This is a genomic window from Bradyrhizobium sp. CCGUVB14 (assembly GCF_024199935.1).
Classification (GTDB): Bacteria; Pseudomonadota; Alphaproteobacteria; order Rhizobiales; family Xanthobacteraceae; genus Bradyrhizobium.
On the sequence record NZ_JANADS010000001.1, the window covers coordinates 6,599,115 to 6,612,636 of the forward strand.

At 64.8% G+C, this 13,522-nt stretch carries 17 protein-coding genes; 12 read left to right on the top strand and 5 right to left on the bottom strand.

All coding sequences use genetic code 11. The annotated features are described in order from the left end of the window. Positions 1 to 666, bottom strand: coding sequence for a DsbA family oxidoreductase (locus NLM32_RS31065; RefSeq protein WP_254132546.1), 666 nt, complete (start codon positions 664 to 666; stop codon positions 1 to 3). Between the two features lie 94 nt (positions 667 to 760). Beyond that, positions 761 to 1,582, bottom strand: a complete 822-nt coding sequence (locus NLM32_RS31070) for a helix-turn-helix domain-containing protein (protein ID WP_254132547.1) — start codon at positions 1,580 to 1,582, stop codon at positions 761 to 763. Positions 1,583 to 1,682: 100 nt separating this feature from the next. On the opposite strand from NLM32_RS31070, the gene NLM32_RS31075 reads away from it, so the two are divergent. Further along, positions 1,683 to 1,913: a hypothetical protein gene (locus tag NLM32_RS31075; protein WP_254135461.1), complete on the top strand. Its 231-nt coding sequence runs from the start codon at positions 1,683 to 1,685 to the stop codon at positions 1,911 to 1,913. A gap of 48 nt (positions 1,914 to 1,961) precedes the next feature. Further along, complete coding sequence (locus NLM32_RS31080; protein ID WP_254132548.1) at positions 1,962 to 2,360, top strand: hypothetical protein; 399 nt, start codon at positions 1,962 to 1,964, stop codon at positions 2,358 to 2,360. A 107-nt stretch (positions 2,361 to 2,467) separates the two neighbouring features. Here the strand turns inward: NLM32_RS31080 and NLM32_RS31085 are convergent, their stop codons facing one another. Both NLM32_RS31085 and NLM32_RS31090 read right to left on the bottom strand, forming a co-directional pair. Further along, positions 2,468 to 3,034 carry an SET domain-containing protein gene (locus NLM32_RS31085; protein WP_254132549.1) on the bottom strand — a complete coding sequence of 189 codons (567 nt, stop codon included), beginning with the start codon at positions 3,032 to 3,034 and terminating at the stop codon, positions 2,468 to 2,470. Positions 3,035 to 3,225: 191 nt separating this feature from the next. Continuing rightward, the gene (locus NLM32_RS31090) at positions 3,226 to 3,951 is read right to left on the bottom strand and encodes a TetR/AcrR family transcriptional regulator (protein WP_254132550.1); all 726 of its coding nucleotides are present in this window, start codon (positions 3,949 to 3,951) and stop codon (positions 3,226 to 3,228) included. A gap of 106 nt (positions 3,952 to 4,057) precedes the next feature. On the opposite strand from NLM32_RS31090, the gene NLM32_RS31095 reads away from it, so the two are divergent. From NLM32_RS31095 to NLM32_RS31120, 6 genes are all read left to right on the top strand, one after another. Continuing rightward, positions 4,058 to 5,458, top strand: coding sequence for a carotenoid oxygenase family protein (locus NLM32_RS31095; RefSeq protein ID WP_254132551.1), 1,401 nt, complete (start codon positions 4,058 to 4,060; stop codon positions 5,456 to 5,458). 44 nt (positions 5,459 to 5,502) lie between these two features. Next, positions 5,503 to 5,985 carry an MAPEG family protein gene (locus tag NLM32_RS31100; RefSeq protein ID WP_254132552.1) on the top strand — a complete coding sequence of 161 codons (483 nt, stop codon included), beginning with the start codon at positions 5,503 to 5,505 and terminating at the stop codon, positions 5,983 to 5,985. 75 nt (positions 5,986 to 6,060) lie between these two features. Further along, complete coding sequence (locus NLM32_RS31105) at positions 6,061 to 6,636, top strand: hypothetical protein (protein WP_254132553.1); 576 nt, start codon at positions 6,061 to 6,063, stop codon at positions 6,634 to 6,636. A 13-nt stretch (positions 6,637 to 6,649) separates the two neighbouring features. Beyond that, entirely contained in the window at positions 6,650 to 7,204 is a 555-nt protein-coding gene (locus tag NLM32_RS31110) for an inner membrane-spanning protein YciB (protein ID WP_254132554.1), read from the top strand. Between the two features lie 120 nt (positions 7,205 to 7,324). Next, positions 7,325 to 7,621 (top strand): hypothetical protein, encoded by a 297-nt coding sequence (locus NLM32_RS31115; RefSeq protein ID WP_254132555.1) that lies wholly within the window; start codon positions 7,325 to 7,327, stop codon positions 7,619 to 7,621. Positions 7,622 to 7,636: 15 nt separating this feature from the next. Further along, positions 7,637 to 8,557 (top strand): SH3 domain-containing protein, encoded by a 921-nt coding sequence (locus NLM32_RS31120; RefSeq protein ID WP_254132556.1) that lies wholly within the window; start codon positions 7,637 to 7,639, stop codon positions 8,555 to 8,557. Positions 8,558 to 8,599: 42 nt separating this feature from the next. Here the strand turns inward: NLM32_RS31120 and NLM32_RS31125 are convergent, their stop codons facing one another. Then, positions 8,600 to 10,255, bottom strand: coding sequence for a fumarate hydratase (locus tag NLM32_RS31125; protein ID WP_254132557.1), 1,656 nt, complete (start codon positions 10,253 to 10,255; stop codon positions 8,600 to 8,602). 248 nt (positions 10,256 to 10,503) lie between these two features. On the opposite strand from NLM32_RS31125, the gene NLM32_RS31130 reads away from it, so the two are divergent. The 4 genes from NLM32_RS31130 to NLM32_RS31145 all read left to right on the top strand — a co-directional run bounded on the left by NLM32_RS31130 (position 10,504) and on the right by NLM32_RS31145 (position 13,476). Further along, positions 10,504 to 10,983 (top strand): hypothetical protein, encoded by a 480-nt coding sequence (locus NLM32_RS31130; protein WP_254132558.1) that lies wholly within the window; start codon positions 10,504 to 10,506, stop codon positions 10,981 to 10,983. A 205-nt stretch (positions 10,984 to 11,188) separates the two neighbouring features. Continuing rightward, a complete protein-coding gene (locus NLM32_RS31135) occupies positions 11,189 to 11,362 on the top strand; it encodes a hypothetical protein (RefSeq protein ID WP_237865641.1) in 174 nt (57 codons plus the stop codon). A 249-nt stretch (positions 11,363 to 11,611) separates the two neighbouring features. Further along, entirely contained in the window at positions 11,612 to 12,721 is a 1,110-nt protein-coding gene (locus tag NLM32_RS31140) for a helix-turn-helix transcriptional regulator (protein WP_254132559.1), read from the top strand. An 80-nt stretch (positions 12,722 to 12,801) separates the two neighbouring features. Then, positions 12,802 to 13,476, top strand: coding sequence for an isoprenylcysteine carboxylmethyltransferase family protein (locus NLM32_RS31145; protein ID WP_254132560.1), 675 nt, complete (start codon positions 12,802 to 12,804; stop codon positions 13,474 to 13,476). The last annotated feature ends 46 nt before the right edge of the window (positions 13,477 to 13,522 follow it).

Below are 13,522 nucleotides of genomic sequence, written 5' to 3' on the forward strand. Positions count from 1 at the left end.
CTACTCCGCGGCCTGCGCGTTGATCTCCGCCGAGACTTGGCGGATGGCGCGCGCAAGCAGGTTCGGATCCTGCGCGCCGGAGACGGCGTATTTCTGCGCGAACACGTAGGTCGGCACGCCGGAGATGCCCTTCTCGGCAGCCTCCTGCGCGTCGGCCGACACGCGGGCGACATCCTCGTCGGTGGCGAGGCGCTTGCGCACGTCGTCGGCATCGAGGCCGATATCGGCCGCGGCCTGCACCAGCACGTCGACGTCGGTGAGATCGCCGCCGTCGCGGAAATACAGCTCCATCAGCCGCTGCTTCATCTCGGGCGCCTTGCCGATCGCCTCGGCCCAGAGGATCAGGCGGTGGCAATCGGTGGTGTTGGGCTGGCGCGCGACGAGCTCGGGCTTGTAGACGAGACCCTCTTCGCTTGCCGCAGCGACCACGCGGCCGGCGATGCCCTTATAGGCCTCGACCGAACCGAACTTCTGGGTGAGATAGTCCTCGCGGCTGATGCCTTCGCGCGGCACCCAGGGATTGAGGAAGAACGGGCGGAAATTCAGCTTGACCGGAACATCGGGGACGAGCGCGAGCGCGCTCTCGATCCTGTGCTTGCCGATATAGCACCACGGGCACACCACGTCGGAGACGACATCGATCTGGAGCGGTTTCAGCGTGCTCATGAGCGCCTCCTTTGGGCGGCAAGAATTTGGGGCGGTGCGGTTTTGTCGGAAGATAAGCCGAACGCCGCCCGAGGCAAGGGGACTCGATGACCTGCTAGGCCATATTTGCCGCCGTCTGCTTCAGCCACGCCGCGGTCCGCTCGTCGGCCGGAAAGAACGTCTCCAGCGCCAGCTCCGACAGGGTGATATCGACCGGCGTGCCGAACACCATGGTGGTGGAGAAGAAACTTAGTATCCCGCCGTCATGGCGCAGCTTGAAGGGGATCGCGACATTATCGCTCGACAGCGGGCCCGAGCGCGCCGGGATCGGATAGCTCTTGAGGTCGTGGTAGAGCTTGACCAGTTCCGGATCCGCCGTCGCCTCGCATTGCCGGTGCAGGCGCTCGAGCAGATGCGCGCACCATTCCGCGAGATTGACCGTGCGCGGTGCCAGCCCCTCCGGATGAAACGCAAGTCGCAGCACGTTGAAAGGCTGGCCCAGCAACCGCTCCGGAACGCCCTGCAGCAGCGGCGCCACCATGCGATTGGCGGTCACCAGATTCCAGTGCCGGTCATAGGCCAGCGCCGGATTGGGCTCATGCGCTCTGAGCACGAGGTCGATGGCCTGCCGGGCTGATTTCAAGGCGGGATCCTCCAGCGGGCGCTGCGGAAAGGCCGGCGCGAAGCCTGCGGCCACCAGCAGCACGTTGCGTTCGCGCAAGGGCACGTCGAGACGCTCGGCCAGCCGCAGCACCATCTCGCGCGAGGGCGCGGCGCGTCCGGTCTCGACGAAGCTGAGATGGCGCGCGGAGATCTCCGCCTCACCGGCGAGATCGAGCTGGCTCATGCGGCGGCGCTGCCGCCATTCGCGCAAATGGTCGCCGATATGGACCGGCTGGCTGGGCTCAGTGCGTGCCGTGGATGCATGTGCGTTCATGGTCGAAAACCTACCACGCGCATTTCGGCTCATCCATTACCCCCGAGGTAATCGAATTGGGCCCCCGACCGGCGCATCTTCCCGAGCACAGGAGATGACCATGATCGCGCTGCTGCTCTACCGCACCCTTGCAGACCACCTTCTTCCCTGGGCGATGACGCTCGCGACCCGGATGCTGGCGCGCAGCCTCAACATGCCGGAGCCGCTGGTGCATTCGACCGGCGACTATGTCGTCGCCCAGGTCACCGCCTTCGAGCACAGCGTCGGCAGGAGCCTCTGCCCGTTCCGCCTCGCCCGCCTGCTCCGTGCCTGGTGGCGCGGACTGCACTGAGTCCACCCCAAGTTCACCCGAAGCCCACCCCCACCAAGGAGTCCGACGATGATTGACGCATCCACCTTCCTGCGCCGTGCCCTGCTCGCCGACGCCGTCTTCAGCGGCGTCGCCGCGCTCGGCTTCACTTTCGGCGCCGGCGCGTTCGCCACGCTGTTCAACCTGCCCGAGGCGCTGTTGCGGGAAACCGGCCTGTTCCTGATCGCCTACACCGCGCTGGTCGGCTGGCTCGCCTCGCGCACGGCGGTGCCGAAGCCACTTGTGCTGCTGGTCGTGGTCGGCAACGCCGCCTGGACCGTAGGCAGCATCGCGCTGCTGTTCTCCGGCGCGGTGTCGCCGAACCTCGGCGGCGAGCTGATGGTCGTCGCGCAGGCGATTGCGACCGGCGTGTTCGCCGAACTGCAATATGTGGGATTGCGGAAGAGCGGGAGTGTGGTGGCGGCGTGACACTCACGTGTCCCGGACGCACAGCGCGGTTAGCGTTGCTGGGCAGCGCCAAAGTGGCGCGGCGTTGCGTTCGGGACACGAGGCCGGCGGCGGCGGTCGAACCGGACCTAGACTTTGCCGCGGCCGACCTTGCCGGCAAAATGCTTGCCGTTCAGCTTTTTCTTTTTCACCGCGGTGGTTTTCGCGCCGGCCTTCTGCGCCTTGCGCTCGGCACGGGCCTTGACCTTGGCGCGTTCGGCACGGGCCTCGGCGCGCTGCTTCTTGCGCTTGTTTTCGCAGGAGGGGCACTTGCAGCCGATCGGCTTCAGATAGGCTTTGAAATAGTCGGTGCCGTAGTCGTAGTTGATCTCGTCGCCCGGCTCGATGTTCTTGATGGCGCGGATGAAGACCTTGCGCTCGCGCGGACGGACGTCCGATTCGGCGTTGGGCCGGCAGGAATGGTTGATGTAGCGCGCGAGGTTCTTGCGCACCGAGCCGTCGATGGTCCAGCGGTTGTTGAGCTCGAACAGATATTTGTTCTCGATGTCGTCCTGCGCAGGGATTCGGCAGTCCAGGATCGGTCCGAAATAACGGATGATCCTTGTGCCTTTCTTGATCGGCATGGTGGCGAAGAGGCCGAGTCCCGTCTTGGAGCGGCCGACACGATAGGATTTGCTGGAAGCGGTGACTGGCATGATCGATTGTGACGAGGACGCGAACCAGGCTGCATGAGCCCAAGCGAAGCCGCCCTTCTAGAACGATTCCGCGCCGCTGTCAGGTCTATCGAAAGCGCGTTTCGAACCTTGCCCACAATGAAAGATGTGCAGGGCCGCGAGTTCCGCTGCCCGACAACCAAATGTCGCTAACGTTGCGATCTGCCGCCTGATCAAGAAGCGGACAGCCTGCCCGCCACCGTCGACTTCAGGATCGCTTCCAGCAGCTGCTCGGCCGTCGTGCCATCAGGCAGCCGCTCCAGGATATCCTCGAGCCGACCGTCGAGCAGCAGCATGGTGAAGCCGTGCACCATCGACCAGGCCCTTGCGATCGCAGCGCCCTGCTCGATGGTCAGTGCATCGCCGCTGATCGGCTCCTGCCGCATCGCGCCGATGGCATTGGCCAGACCGGCAAAGGAGGATTCCGCGGCCTCCTGCAGCGAGGGCCTGGAATAGTCGAGCCGCTCGGTGCGGAACATTAGGCCGTACATGCCGGGATGGGTCTGGGCATAGGCGACATAGGCTTTGGGCCGCGCCAGCGCCCGCTCCAGCGGCGAGGTGGCCGCGTCGCAGGCCGACGCCATCGCCGCGTTGAACTGGCGGAAGCCGATCGCGGCGAGCTCGCTGACGAGGCCGGTGAGATCGCCGAAATGATGGGTCGGCGCGGCATGCGAGACCCCCGCCTCGCGCGCCACCGCACGCAGCGTCAGGCCGCCGAGCCCGTCGCGTTCCAGCACCCGCTCGGCTGCCTGCAGCAGCGCCTCGCGCAAGGCACCGTGATGATAGGGCGTCTCGGTCTTCGCGCTCGCCGGACGGCGCGCCGGGCGAGATGCCGGCGATGTCTTTTTCGGGGTGCGCAGGCTTCGCGCGGTTTCACCCTTGGTGTCGGTCTTGGCCATTTGCAAGCTATATGACGCAATATTGACAGTGTAAAGATTTCACTTGACGGAAGCCGCGCATGGCCCTATGGCATCTTTACGATGTAAAGATAGGGAGGGATACGCCGTGCAGCAGGACGCCGTCACCGAGCGCCGCAACAATATCGCACCGATTCCGTTCGAGGCGGATGCGCCTTTCCTCAAGGTCGTCGGCGAATTGCCGCGCGAGCTGAACGGCACGCTCTATCGCAACGGCCCCAATCCGCAGTTCGAGGTGCCGGGTGCGCACTGGTTCGTCGGCGACGGCATGCTGCATGCCTTTCATCTGGAGAATGGCCGCGCCAGCTACCGCAACCGCTGGGTCCGCACCCCTAAATGGCAGGCTGAGCACGACGCCGGCCGTGCGTTCTTCGGCAAGGGTTTTGGCAGCAGGTTGCCGGACACGCCCGCTCACGTCACGGACGGCGGCGTCGCCAACACCAACATCGTCTTCCATGCCGGCAAGCTGCTCGCACTGGAAGAGGGACATCTGCCGACCGAGATCGAGCCGGGCACGCTGGCCACGCGCGGCTATCACACTTATCAGAACCGCATCGCCGGCGCCTTCACCGCGCATCCGAAGGTCGATCCGGTCACGGGCGAGCTGGTGTTCTTCGGCTACAATGCGGCGGGACCGCTGACACCCGCCCTCTCCTACGGATCGATCGACGCAAGCGGCAAGGTGACGCGCTTCGAGCGTTTCGACACACCCTATGCCAGCATGGTGCACGACTTCATCGTCACCAAAAATCACGTGCTGTTTCCAGTCCTGCCGATCACCGGCAGCATGGAGCGCGCGATGAGCGGCAAGCCACCCTATGCCTGGGAGCCCGAGAAAGGCGCCTATGTCGGCGTCATGAAGCGCAACGGCACGGCAAAGGACATCGTCTGGTTTCGCGGTGAAGCCTGCTACGTCTTCCACGTCATGAATGCGTGGGAAGAGGGAAATCGCATCGTCGCCGACGTCATGCAATTCGAGGAGGCGCCGCTGTTTCCGCATCCCGACGGCTCGCCCATCGAGCGCAAGACGCCATTCGCGCGCCATTGCCGCTGGACCTTCGATCTCGCCGGCAATACCGACCGTTTCCAGCAGACCTATCTCGACGATCTCACTGGAGAGTTCCCGCGCGTCGACGATCGCCGCGCCGGCCTGAAGAGCCGGCACGGCTGGTACGCCTGCGCGCATCCAAAGCAGCCGATGTTCGGCGCGCTGTCCGGCGTCGTGCATGTCGACGGCACCGGCAAGCGGCTCGGGCACTATCAGCTGCCGGCCGGCGACACCATCTCCGAGCCGGTGTTCGTCGAGCGATCGAAGGATGCGGAGGAAGGCGACGGCTGGCTGCTGGCGGTGGTCTGGCGCGCGCGGGAAAACCGCAGCGACCTCGCCGTGTTCAACGCCACCGACATCGAGGCCGGCCCCGCCGCGCTGGTGCAGCTCGGCCATCGCGTGCCCGACGGCTTTCACGGCAATTGGGTGGGAGCGCAGTAGCTCCCTCCCCTGTCGTTGCGGTTGCACCACCAGCGAGGCCTCGCATGCACATGCCCTCGATCACGGCGAACTATCTCGCGATCCTCGCGCTGATCTACGCCGCGCTTGCGCTGCAAGTCATCCGGCTGCGGCGAAACAGCAACGCCCCGTTCAACGATGGCGGCAATGAAGGCCTGCGCAGCGCGATCCGTGCCCATGGCAATCTCATGGAATACGTTCCGATCATCACGCTGATGGTCGCGTTTCTCGAAATGTCCGGCGCATCGCCCTTGCGCATTCACCTGCTGATGGGTGCGCTGGTGCTGTCGCGGCTGTTGCATCCGCTCGGCATGTACGCGACGCCGGGCTCGCTCAAATTCATGATCTGCCGCGGCGGCAGCATCTTCCTGACCATCGGCCTGCTGATCAGCACCGCGCTGACCATCCTGTCGCGCCTGCCCTGGGCGGCCGTCGCCGACGAAATATCGGATCAAGCCATTGCAACAATTGAATTTTTACAGGTCATCCATATCATTTTGACACTGTAAAGATTTCGCTTGACCCGGCGCCGACCCTGAACTATCAATCTTGACATCGTAAAGATTGGTTCGACCGAGGCGACCATGACGATCTTCCTGATCCTTGCCCCCTACGGCGTCTACACCTTCCTGATGATGGTGACGTCGGCCGCGACCAGCGTGTTCGTGGCCTCCGCCATCTGCCTTGCGACCATCGCGATCGACGTGGCCTGCGGCCGCTCTGTGAAGATCCTGGCCGCGGGCTCGGCGATCCTGTTCGCTGGCATCGGCCTCACCCTCGTGCTGTTCGATCCGAAGCTCGGCAGCCTCGGCGTCAAGCTCTCGGTCGATATCGGCATCTTCGTCATCTCACTCGGCTCGATGCTGGCGCGCCGGCCGTTCACGCTGCAATACGCGATCGAATCCGTGCCGGCCGAGACCGCGGCGATGCCCGGCTTCCTCACCGCCAATTACATCATCACCGGCGCGTGGACCGTCGCGGCGCTGCTGATGATGGCCGCCAACATCGTGCTGCTCTACTTCCCGGGCCTGCCGGTTTGGCTCGGCCTTGCGGTTGCCTTCGCCGCCCGCAACAGCGCGATCTACTTCACCAAATGGTATCCCGAATATCGCCAGATCAAGTATGGTGCGCCCGCCGGCGCGCTGACCGACGCGCAGTGAGACAGGACCGACCATGAAGGACGTATTCGCCCGCCTCGCCTCCGACTTCCTCTCGGCCATCGTCTTCCTGGTGATCTACCTCGTCACCGACAACGTCATCCTCGCGACATCGGTCGCGATTGCCGGCGCGATCGCGCAAGTGGTCCATGCCCGCATCAAGGGGCGCGAGCTCGGCTACATGACCTATGCGAGCGTCGCGCTCGTCATCGTGCTCGGCACCGTCACGCTGCTGACCAACGATCCCCGCTTCATGCTGGCCAAGCCTGCGATCGCGCATTTCGCGATCGGCGCGATCATGCTCAAGCGCGGCTGGATGCTGCGCTACATGCCGCCGATCGTGGTCGAGACCGCGCCGGAATACGTCACCGCCGCGGGCTATGCCTGGGCCGCGCTGATGTTCGTCCTCGGCGCCGGCACGATCGCGGTCGCCGCCACCGGCGATCTGAAGCTGTGGGCGTTCTACATCTCGGCGGTCGCAGGTGGCGCCAAGGCCCTCGCCTTTGCCGTGCAGTACGTGGTGTTCAGGCTCGTCGTCACCAGCCGCCGACGCGCCGCCGCCCGCGCCTGAATGCCGCCCCAAGAAGCGTTGAAGGCACGTTAGGCGCGCGAGCCAAGTTGCGCTATACGCTCGACCCAGGACTGGTTGCGGATCATCGCAGCCCGCCGGGACAATGTTCGGGAGACGCGAATGGCCGTGGACGGCAACTGGAATCTGACCATGACGACGCCGATGGGCGAGCGCCAGGCGACGCTGAGCCTGAAGGAAGCGGGCGGCACGCTCACGGGCACGCAGGGCGCGGAAGGCAATACCGCCGAGATCTTCGACGGCACCGTCAGCGGCGACGCCGTCAACTGGAAGGTCTCCATCACCAATCCCATGCCATTGACGCTCGAGTTCATAGGCAAGGTTTCCGGCGACAGCATGAGCGGCGAGATGGGCATCGGCCCGATGGGCAGCTTCCCGTTCACCGGCGCGCGCGCGTAAGCCCGCGCGGCATTCATGCGTGCCCTCCATCGTATCGCGGCAGTGATCCTGTGTGTCGCGGCACAAGCGGCGCGTGCGGATGACACTCAACCGGCGTGGCGCGCAAGCGCGCTCGCCATGGTGCCGGCAGGCTACGTTGCCGGCACCGCCTACAAGACCGAAGGTTCGACCGGCTATCTCGCCGTCTATCCTGCATCGTCGAACGATCCGAAGACACCGGCAAGCGTGTTCGCCGCGCGCCAGGCCCTCGTCGTCACGCTGACGCCGGATGCAACGCGTGCACTGTCAGCCGAACTGAAGCCGCGTGCCGCGCCGGATCCTGACAACGACGACACCGATTTCGCAAAATTGCACGCCGATCTCGCCGCCAACCGGGCAACGCTGCCCGAAGGTACCGAGCCCTGCGATCTCGGCGCCTGGTCGATCGACAAGGATCCGAACGGCCTCAACGTCCGCGCCGAGCCTTCAGCGAAGGCGCGCGTGCTCGGGACCCTGCCGCCGCCCTACCGGCTCAAGCTTGGCGGCGCCGAGAACACGCCCGATGGCGGCTGGCTCACCGAATTCCGCATCATCGGCTTTAGGGACGGCTGGTTCCTGATCGAAGGCGCGAGGCCGCCCGGCAAGGATTACGAGGACGAGAAGCGGTATCCGCACAGCGCGCCGAAGCCTTACGCCGGCCGCGGCTGGGTCGCTTCCAACAAAGTCGGCGCGTCCTACGCCAATGGCGCGACGCGCATGGGCGGCCTGTTTCAGGCGCCCTTCGTCGATGCCAAATGGATGCCTGCCCAGCGCGAGCTCGGCGGCGCGATCGACACCGACGGCGGGCCGAAGCGCATCTTTGCGTGCAGCGGCCTCTGGGGCCTGGTCGAGAGCGAGGACGGCGTCCGCGGCTGGTGGCGCGCGCTGTGCTCCAACCAGGTCACGAATTGCAGCTAGCTCATTCACCTCTCCCCGCAAGCGGGGAGAGGTGAAAACAGGCTAGCCCAGATTCAATTCCTTGAAGAAGTCGTTCCCCTTGTCATCGATGATGATGAAGGCCGGGAAGTCGACGACTTCGATGCGCCAGATCGCTTCCATGCCGAGCTCGGGATATTCGAGCACCTCGACCTTCTTGATGCAGTGCTCGGCGAGGTTCGCCGCCGCACCGCCGATCGAGCCGAGATAGAAGCCGCCATATTTCTTGCAGGCCTCGCGCACGGCAGGCGCGCGATTGCCCTTGGCCACCATCACCATCGAGCCGCCCGCGGCCTGGAACTGGTCGACGAAGGAGTCCATGCGGCCCGCCGTGGTCGGGCCGAACGCGCCGGAGGCGTAGCCCTCGGGCGTCTTGGCGGGACCGGCGTAATAGACCGGATGGTTCTTGAAGTAATCCGGCAGCGGCTCGCCCTTCTCCAGCCGCTCGCGCAGCTTCGCATGCGCGCTATCGCGCGCGACGATCATGGTGCCGGTCATCGAGACCCGGGTCTTGATCGGGTTCTTGGAGAACGTTGCAAGGATGTCCTTCATCGGCTGGTTGAGATCGATCTTGACGACCTCGCCGCCGAGCGACTCCTCGACCTGCGGCAGATATTGCGCGGGGTTGTGCTCGAGCTCCTCGAGATAGACGCCGTCCTTGGTGATCTTGCCGAGCACCTGGCGGTCGGCCGAGCAGGACACGCCGAGCCCGATCGGCAGCGAGGCGCCGTGGCGCGGCATGCGGATCACGCGCACGTCGTGGCAGAAATATTTTCCGCCGAACTGCGCGCCGACGCCGAGCGACTGCGTCATCTTGTGGATTTCCTTCTCCATCTCGACGTCGCGGAAGGCGTTGCCGTCGGGCGAGCCGTGAGTCGGCAACACATCGAGATAGCGCGCCGACGCCAGCTTCACCGTCTTCATGCAGAGCTCGGCCGAGGTGCCGCCGATCACGATGGCAAGGTGATAAGGCGGGCACGCGGCGGTGCCCAGCGTCAGGATCTTCTCCTTCAGGAAGGCGAGCAGCCGGTCCTTGGTCAGGACGGACGGCGTGGCCTGGAACAGAAAGCTCTTGTTGGCGGAGCCGCCGCCCTTGGCCATGAACATGAACTTGTAGGCGTCGTCGCCCTCGGCGTAGATCTCGCACTGCGCCGGCATGTTGTTGGCGGTGTTCTTCTCCTCGTACATCGAGAGCGGCGCGACCTGCGAGTAGCGCAGATTGCGGCGCAAATAGGCATCGCGCGCGCCTTCCGACAGCGCCGCCTCGTCGTCACCGTCGGTGATGACGTTGCAGCCCTTCTTGCCCATGATGATGGCGGTGCCGGTGTCCTGGCACATCGGCAGCACACCGCCGGCGGCGATGTTGGCATTCTTCAGAAAATCCAGCGCCACGAACTTGTCGTTCGGGCTCGCCTCGCCGTCCTCCAGGATCGCGCGGAGCTGCTTCAGATGGCCCGGGCGCAGATAATGGTTGATGTCGCCGAAAGCCGCCTCCGACAGCGCCCGCAGCGCCTCACGCGACACCACCAGCATGTCCTTGCCCAGGACCTTCTCGACCCGGACGCCCTCGGCCGTGATCTTCTTGTAGGGCGTCTCGTCCTTGCCCAGCGGGAACAGCGGGGTGTGCTTGTAGGGCGGGACGGGTTTTGAGGCGTCGGGGAAGGCGGTGGGAGCGTTCATGGGGGCAATCTCGGGGTTCTGGAGCCCTCGCGGGCCTCTAAGCATAGAAGCGTTCTAAGCTTTTTTGCCGCAAAGGGAAGGCGTTCCGGCGCGGCCGGGGCATCCGGATTCGGGGCCATTGCGGCCATTTTCCTACCCCCTCCTTCGATCAGAGGGGGGTCGTAGTTGTGCCCAATCAAGCCGGGTTGCACCCCTTGCGCTTCGCGCGCGGCGACGGTTGAATGCGCGCGCTCAAGGGGCTTTTCATCATGATTTTCAAACTGCACGTCCGCGGCGCGATTGTGGTCGCCGCCGCAATCATCGGCCTTGTGACCCTCGCCACGCCTGCGCGCGCGGACCAGTGCGACGACATCGCAAAGCAGCTCGCCGGCGGCATCGACGGGCTGAAGGTGAACTTCAAGGCCGCCAATATCATCTACCTCACCCACCCGGCAGCGAAGGAGCTGTCGCTCGGTTGCCGGTCGCAGGGACAGACCTATTCCAACGAGCTCTATGCCAAGGGCGACCGCAAGCCGACGCCGCAATTCTATGATCTGGTGGCGTCCGCGGCCGCGATCATCTTCACAGTGACGAAGGACGACACCACGACCGGCGCGACGCGCTGCCTGAAGCGCATGGGCCTGTTGCGCGGCGACAAGGTGACGATGCGCTACAAGCGCCTCAACATGGAATGCACGCGCACCAAGACGGAAGCCGCGATCACGATCACGCGGCCGAAGGACGAGTAGGCCGAGCTGCTCTCACCGCAGTCGCGACACGCATGTGTCGCTTCGCAAGCGGCCACAGACTCCGTCATTGCGAGCGCAGTGTGATGTCGGGCGCGAAAACGCCTTCCTTTTCGCACCAGATCCCTCGCATTTTAACAATTGGCTTGACGGAGCTTTCGTCCCTCACAGGGCAGGGTCAATTGTTTCAATCTGTGAGGATTTGTGGATGAGCGTTTCCAGCGTTGCGCCGCCGCCTGTGACGATCGTGGTCCCGAGCTACGACACGACCAAGCAGCCGGACGACCAGACCAAGACCAAGGACAACGATCCGACCTATCAACCGACGCCGCCCGCGCCGCTGCCGCCGGGCCAGGGCACGCGGATCGATCAGCTCGCCTGATCCGGCTTGCCTGCGATGGATCGCCCGGTCCGGTTGACCGGGCCTTTCGCGCGTCCGGATTTGCCGGATAGCGCGGCCTCTCCCTGTTTGATCTCACACATCGCGAAGCGAGCCCGCCGGGCCGCGCCGCCGGCCTCGGGCGTGATTGTTCCCAGCCCTGAAGTGTGATCCGGCTCATCAAATTTCCACATCCGGCGTGCTCATGTGCGAGGCCGAACGAGTCCATCCACGCGTTCATGGGACACGCCAATGGAACTGAATGACGAACTGCTCTCGCTGGTGGGGAACATCTACGACGCAGCGCTCGACGATTCCCGGTGGACGACGACGCTTGCCAGTATCGTCGACCTCGCGGGCGGCCAGGGCGGTGGCCTCGTCCGGATCGGGGCTCGCGGCGAGGCCGTGATCTCGCATGCCGTCGGTGTCGATCTCGCCTATGTTCGATCCTATATCGAAACCTACGAGCCGTTCGATCCGTCGCGCGCAGTGCTCCACGCGCCGGTCGGTCAGATCCAGACCATCGGGGACTGGATCGACGTCGACGAATTCCGAAAGACGATGTTCTACAACGAATGGACACGGCCGCAGGGTCTCGAGGACGCTGCCAACATCCTGCTCGACAAGTCCAGCGATGGAATATCCCGCCTCTCGATCATGAAGGCCGGCGGTCCTGTCGATCGCAAGATGTATCGGGTGATCTCTCACCTCACCCCGCACATGCAGCGGGCGATGCACATCCGGCAGAAGCTGCAACAGCAGAACGCATTGGAGGCGACGTCGGCCCGCACGCTCGATGCCTTGCGAGCCGCCATCCTGCTGCTTGATGCCAACGGTCACATCACGCACTCCAACGCGAGCGCGCAGGAGATTCTGGACGAAGCCGACGTGCTTCGTTCGGTCCATGGCCGGCTCGTGACGTCCGACCTGAATGCGGATCGCATGCTGCGGCAGGCTCTGGCGGGCACGGCTCTCGGCGACCGGGCGGGCCTCTCGCTGCATCTGGCGGCCCGCGACGGATCGCATTATGTGGGGCATCTCGTGGCGCTGACCGCCGGGCGCCGCAAAACATTCGGCGCCGGCTACGAGGCCTGTGCCGTCCTGTTCGTCAGCAAAGCGGCGATCGATACGATCGTTGCACCCGACCTCATCCGCAAGCTCTTCAAGCTGACGCCGGCCGAGCTGCGCGTGTTCCTGTCCATCGTCGAGGTCGGCGGTGTCCCAGACGTTGCCAAAAGCATGGGCGTCGCCGAAACGACGATCAAGACCCACCTCGCCAGGATCTTCACGAAGACCGGAACCAAACGGCAGGCCGATCTGGTGCGGCTCGTGGCGGCCTTTACACCGCCGATCAAGATCTGAAGCCAACGCCGTCGCGCCGGCCGCTTGTTGGCCGGAAGCGTGCTATCAATGGCCCGGCGCGTGATGGAGGCAGATCGAACATGATCGCACGCCTGTTGTTACAGAACACCGTCCTCACCGCCGGAATGGGCGCGCTGCTGTTCGCTGCCGCCGGCACGCTGCATTGGCCCGGCGCGTGGGTATTTCTCGTCACCTCCGTCCTGCTCGGCCCGCTCTGCGGCTGGTGGCTCTACCGGATCGATCCGGCGCTTCTGGCCGAACGTCTGCGCCCGGTTCTTCAGAGAGACCAGCCGGCGGCCGACAAGGTCTTCATGGTCGCGTTCGTCGTGGCGATGCTGGGCTGGCTCGTCGTGATGGGGCTCGACCGTCGTCATCTTGCATCCCACATGACCATCGCATGGCAGGTGCTCGGATTCGTGCTGTTCCTCGCCTCGACCCTGTTCACGCTCTGGGTCTTTCGCGAGAATTCGTTCGCCGCCCCCGTGGTGAAGCTTCAGACCGAACGCGCGCAGCGCGTGATCTCGACAGGTCCCTACGCCCATGTCCGCCATCCCATGTACAGCGGCATGATCCTGTTCTTTGCCAGCGTGCCGCTGATCCTCGGCTCGTTGTGGGGATTGGCGATCGCGCCGCTCTTCCTGGCGTTGCTTGCGGTCCGCATCCGCATCGAGGAGCGCACGCTGATCGCGGGCCTCGCCGGCTATGCCGACTATGCGTCACGCGTGCGCTACCGCGTGCTGCCTGGACTGTGGTGAGCGCGCGTCACATCGGCGCCTCCTGAAAAGACGTGCGCGTCCTCCG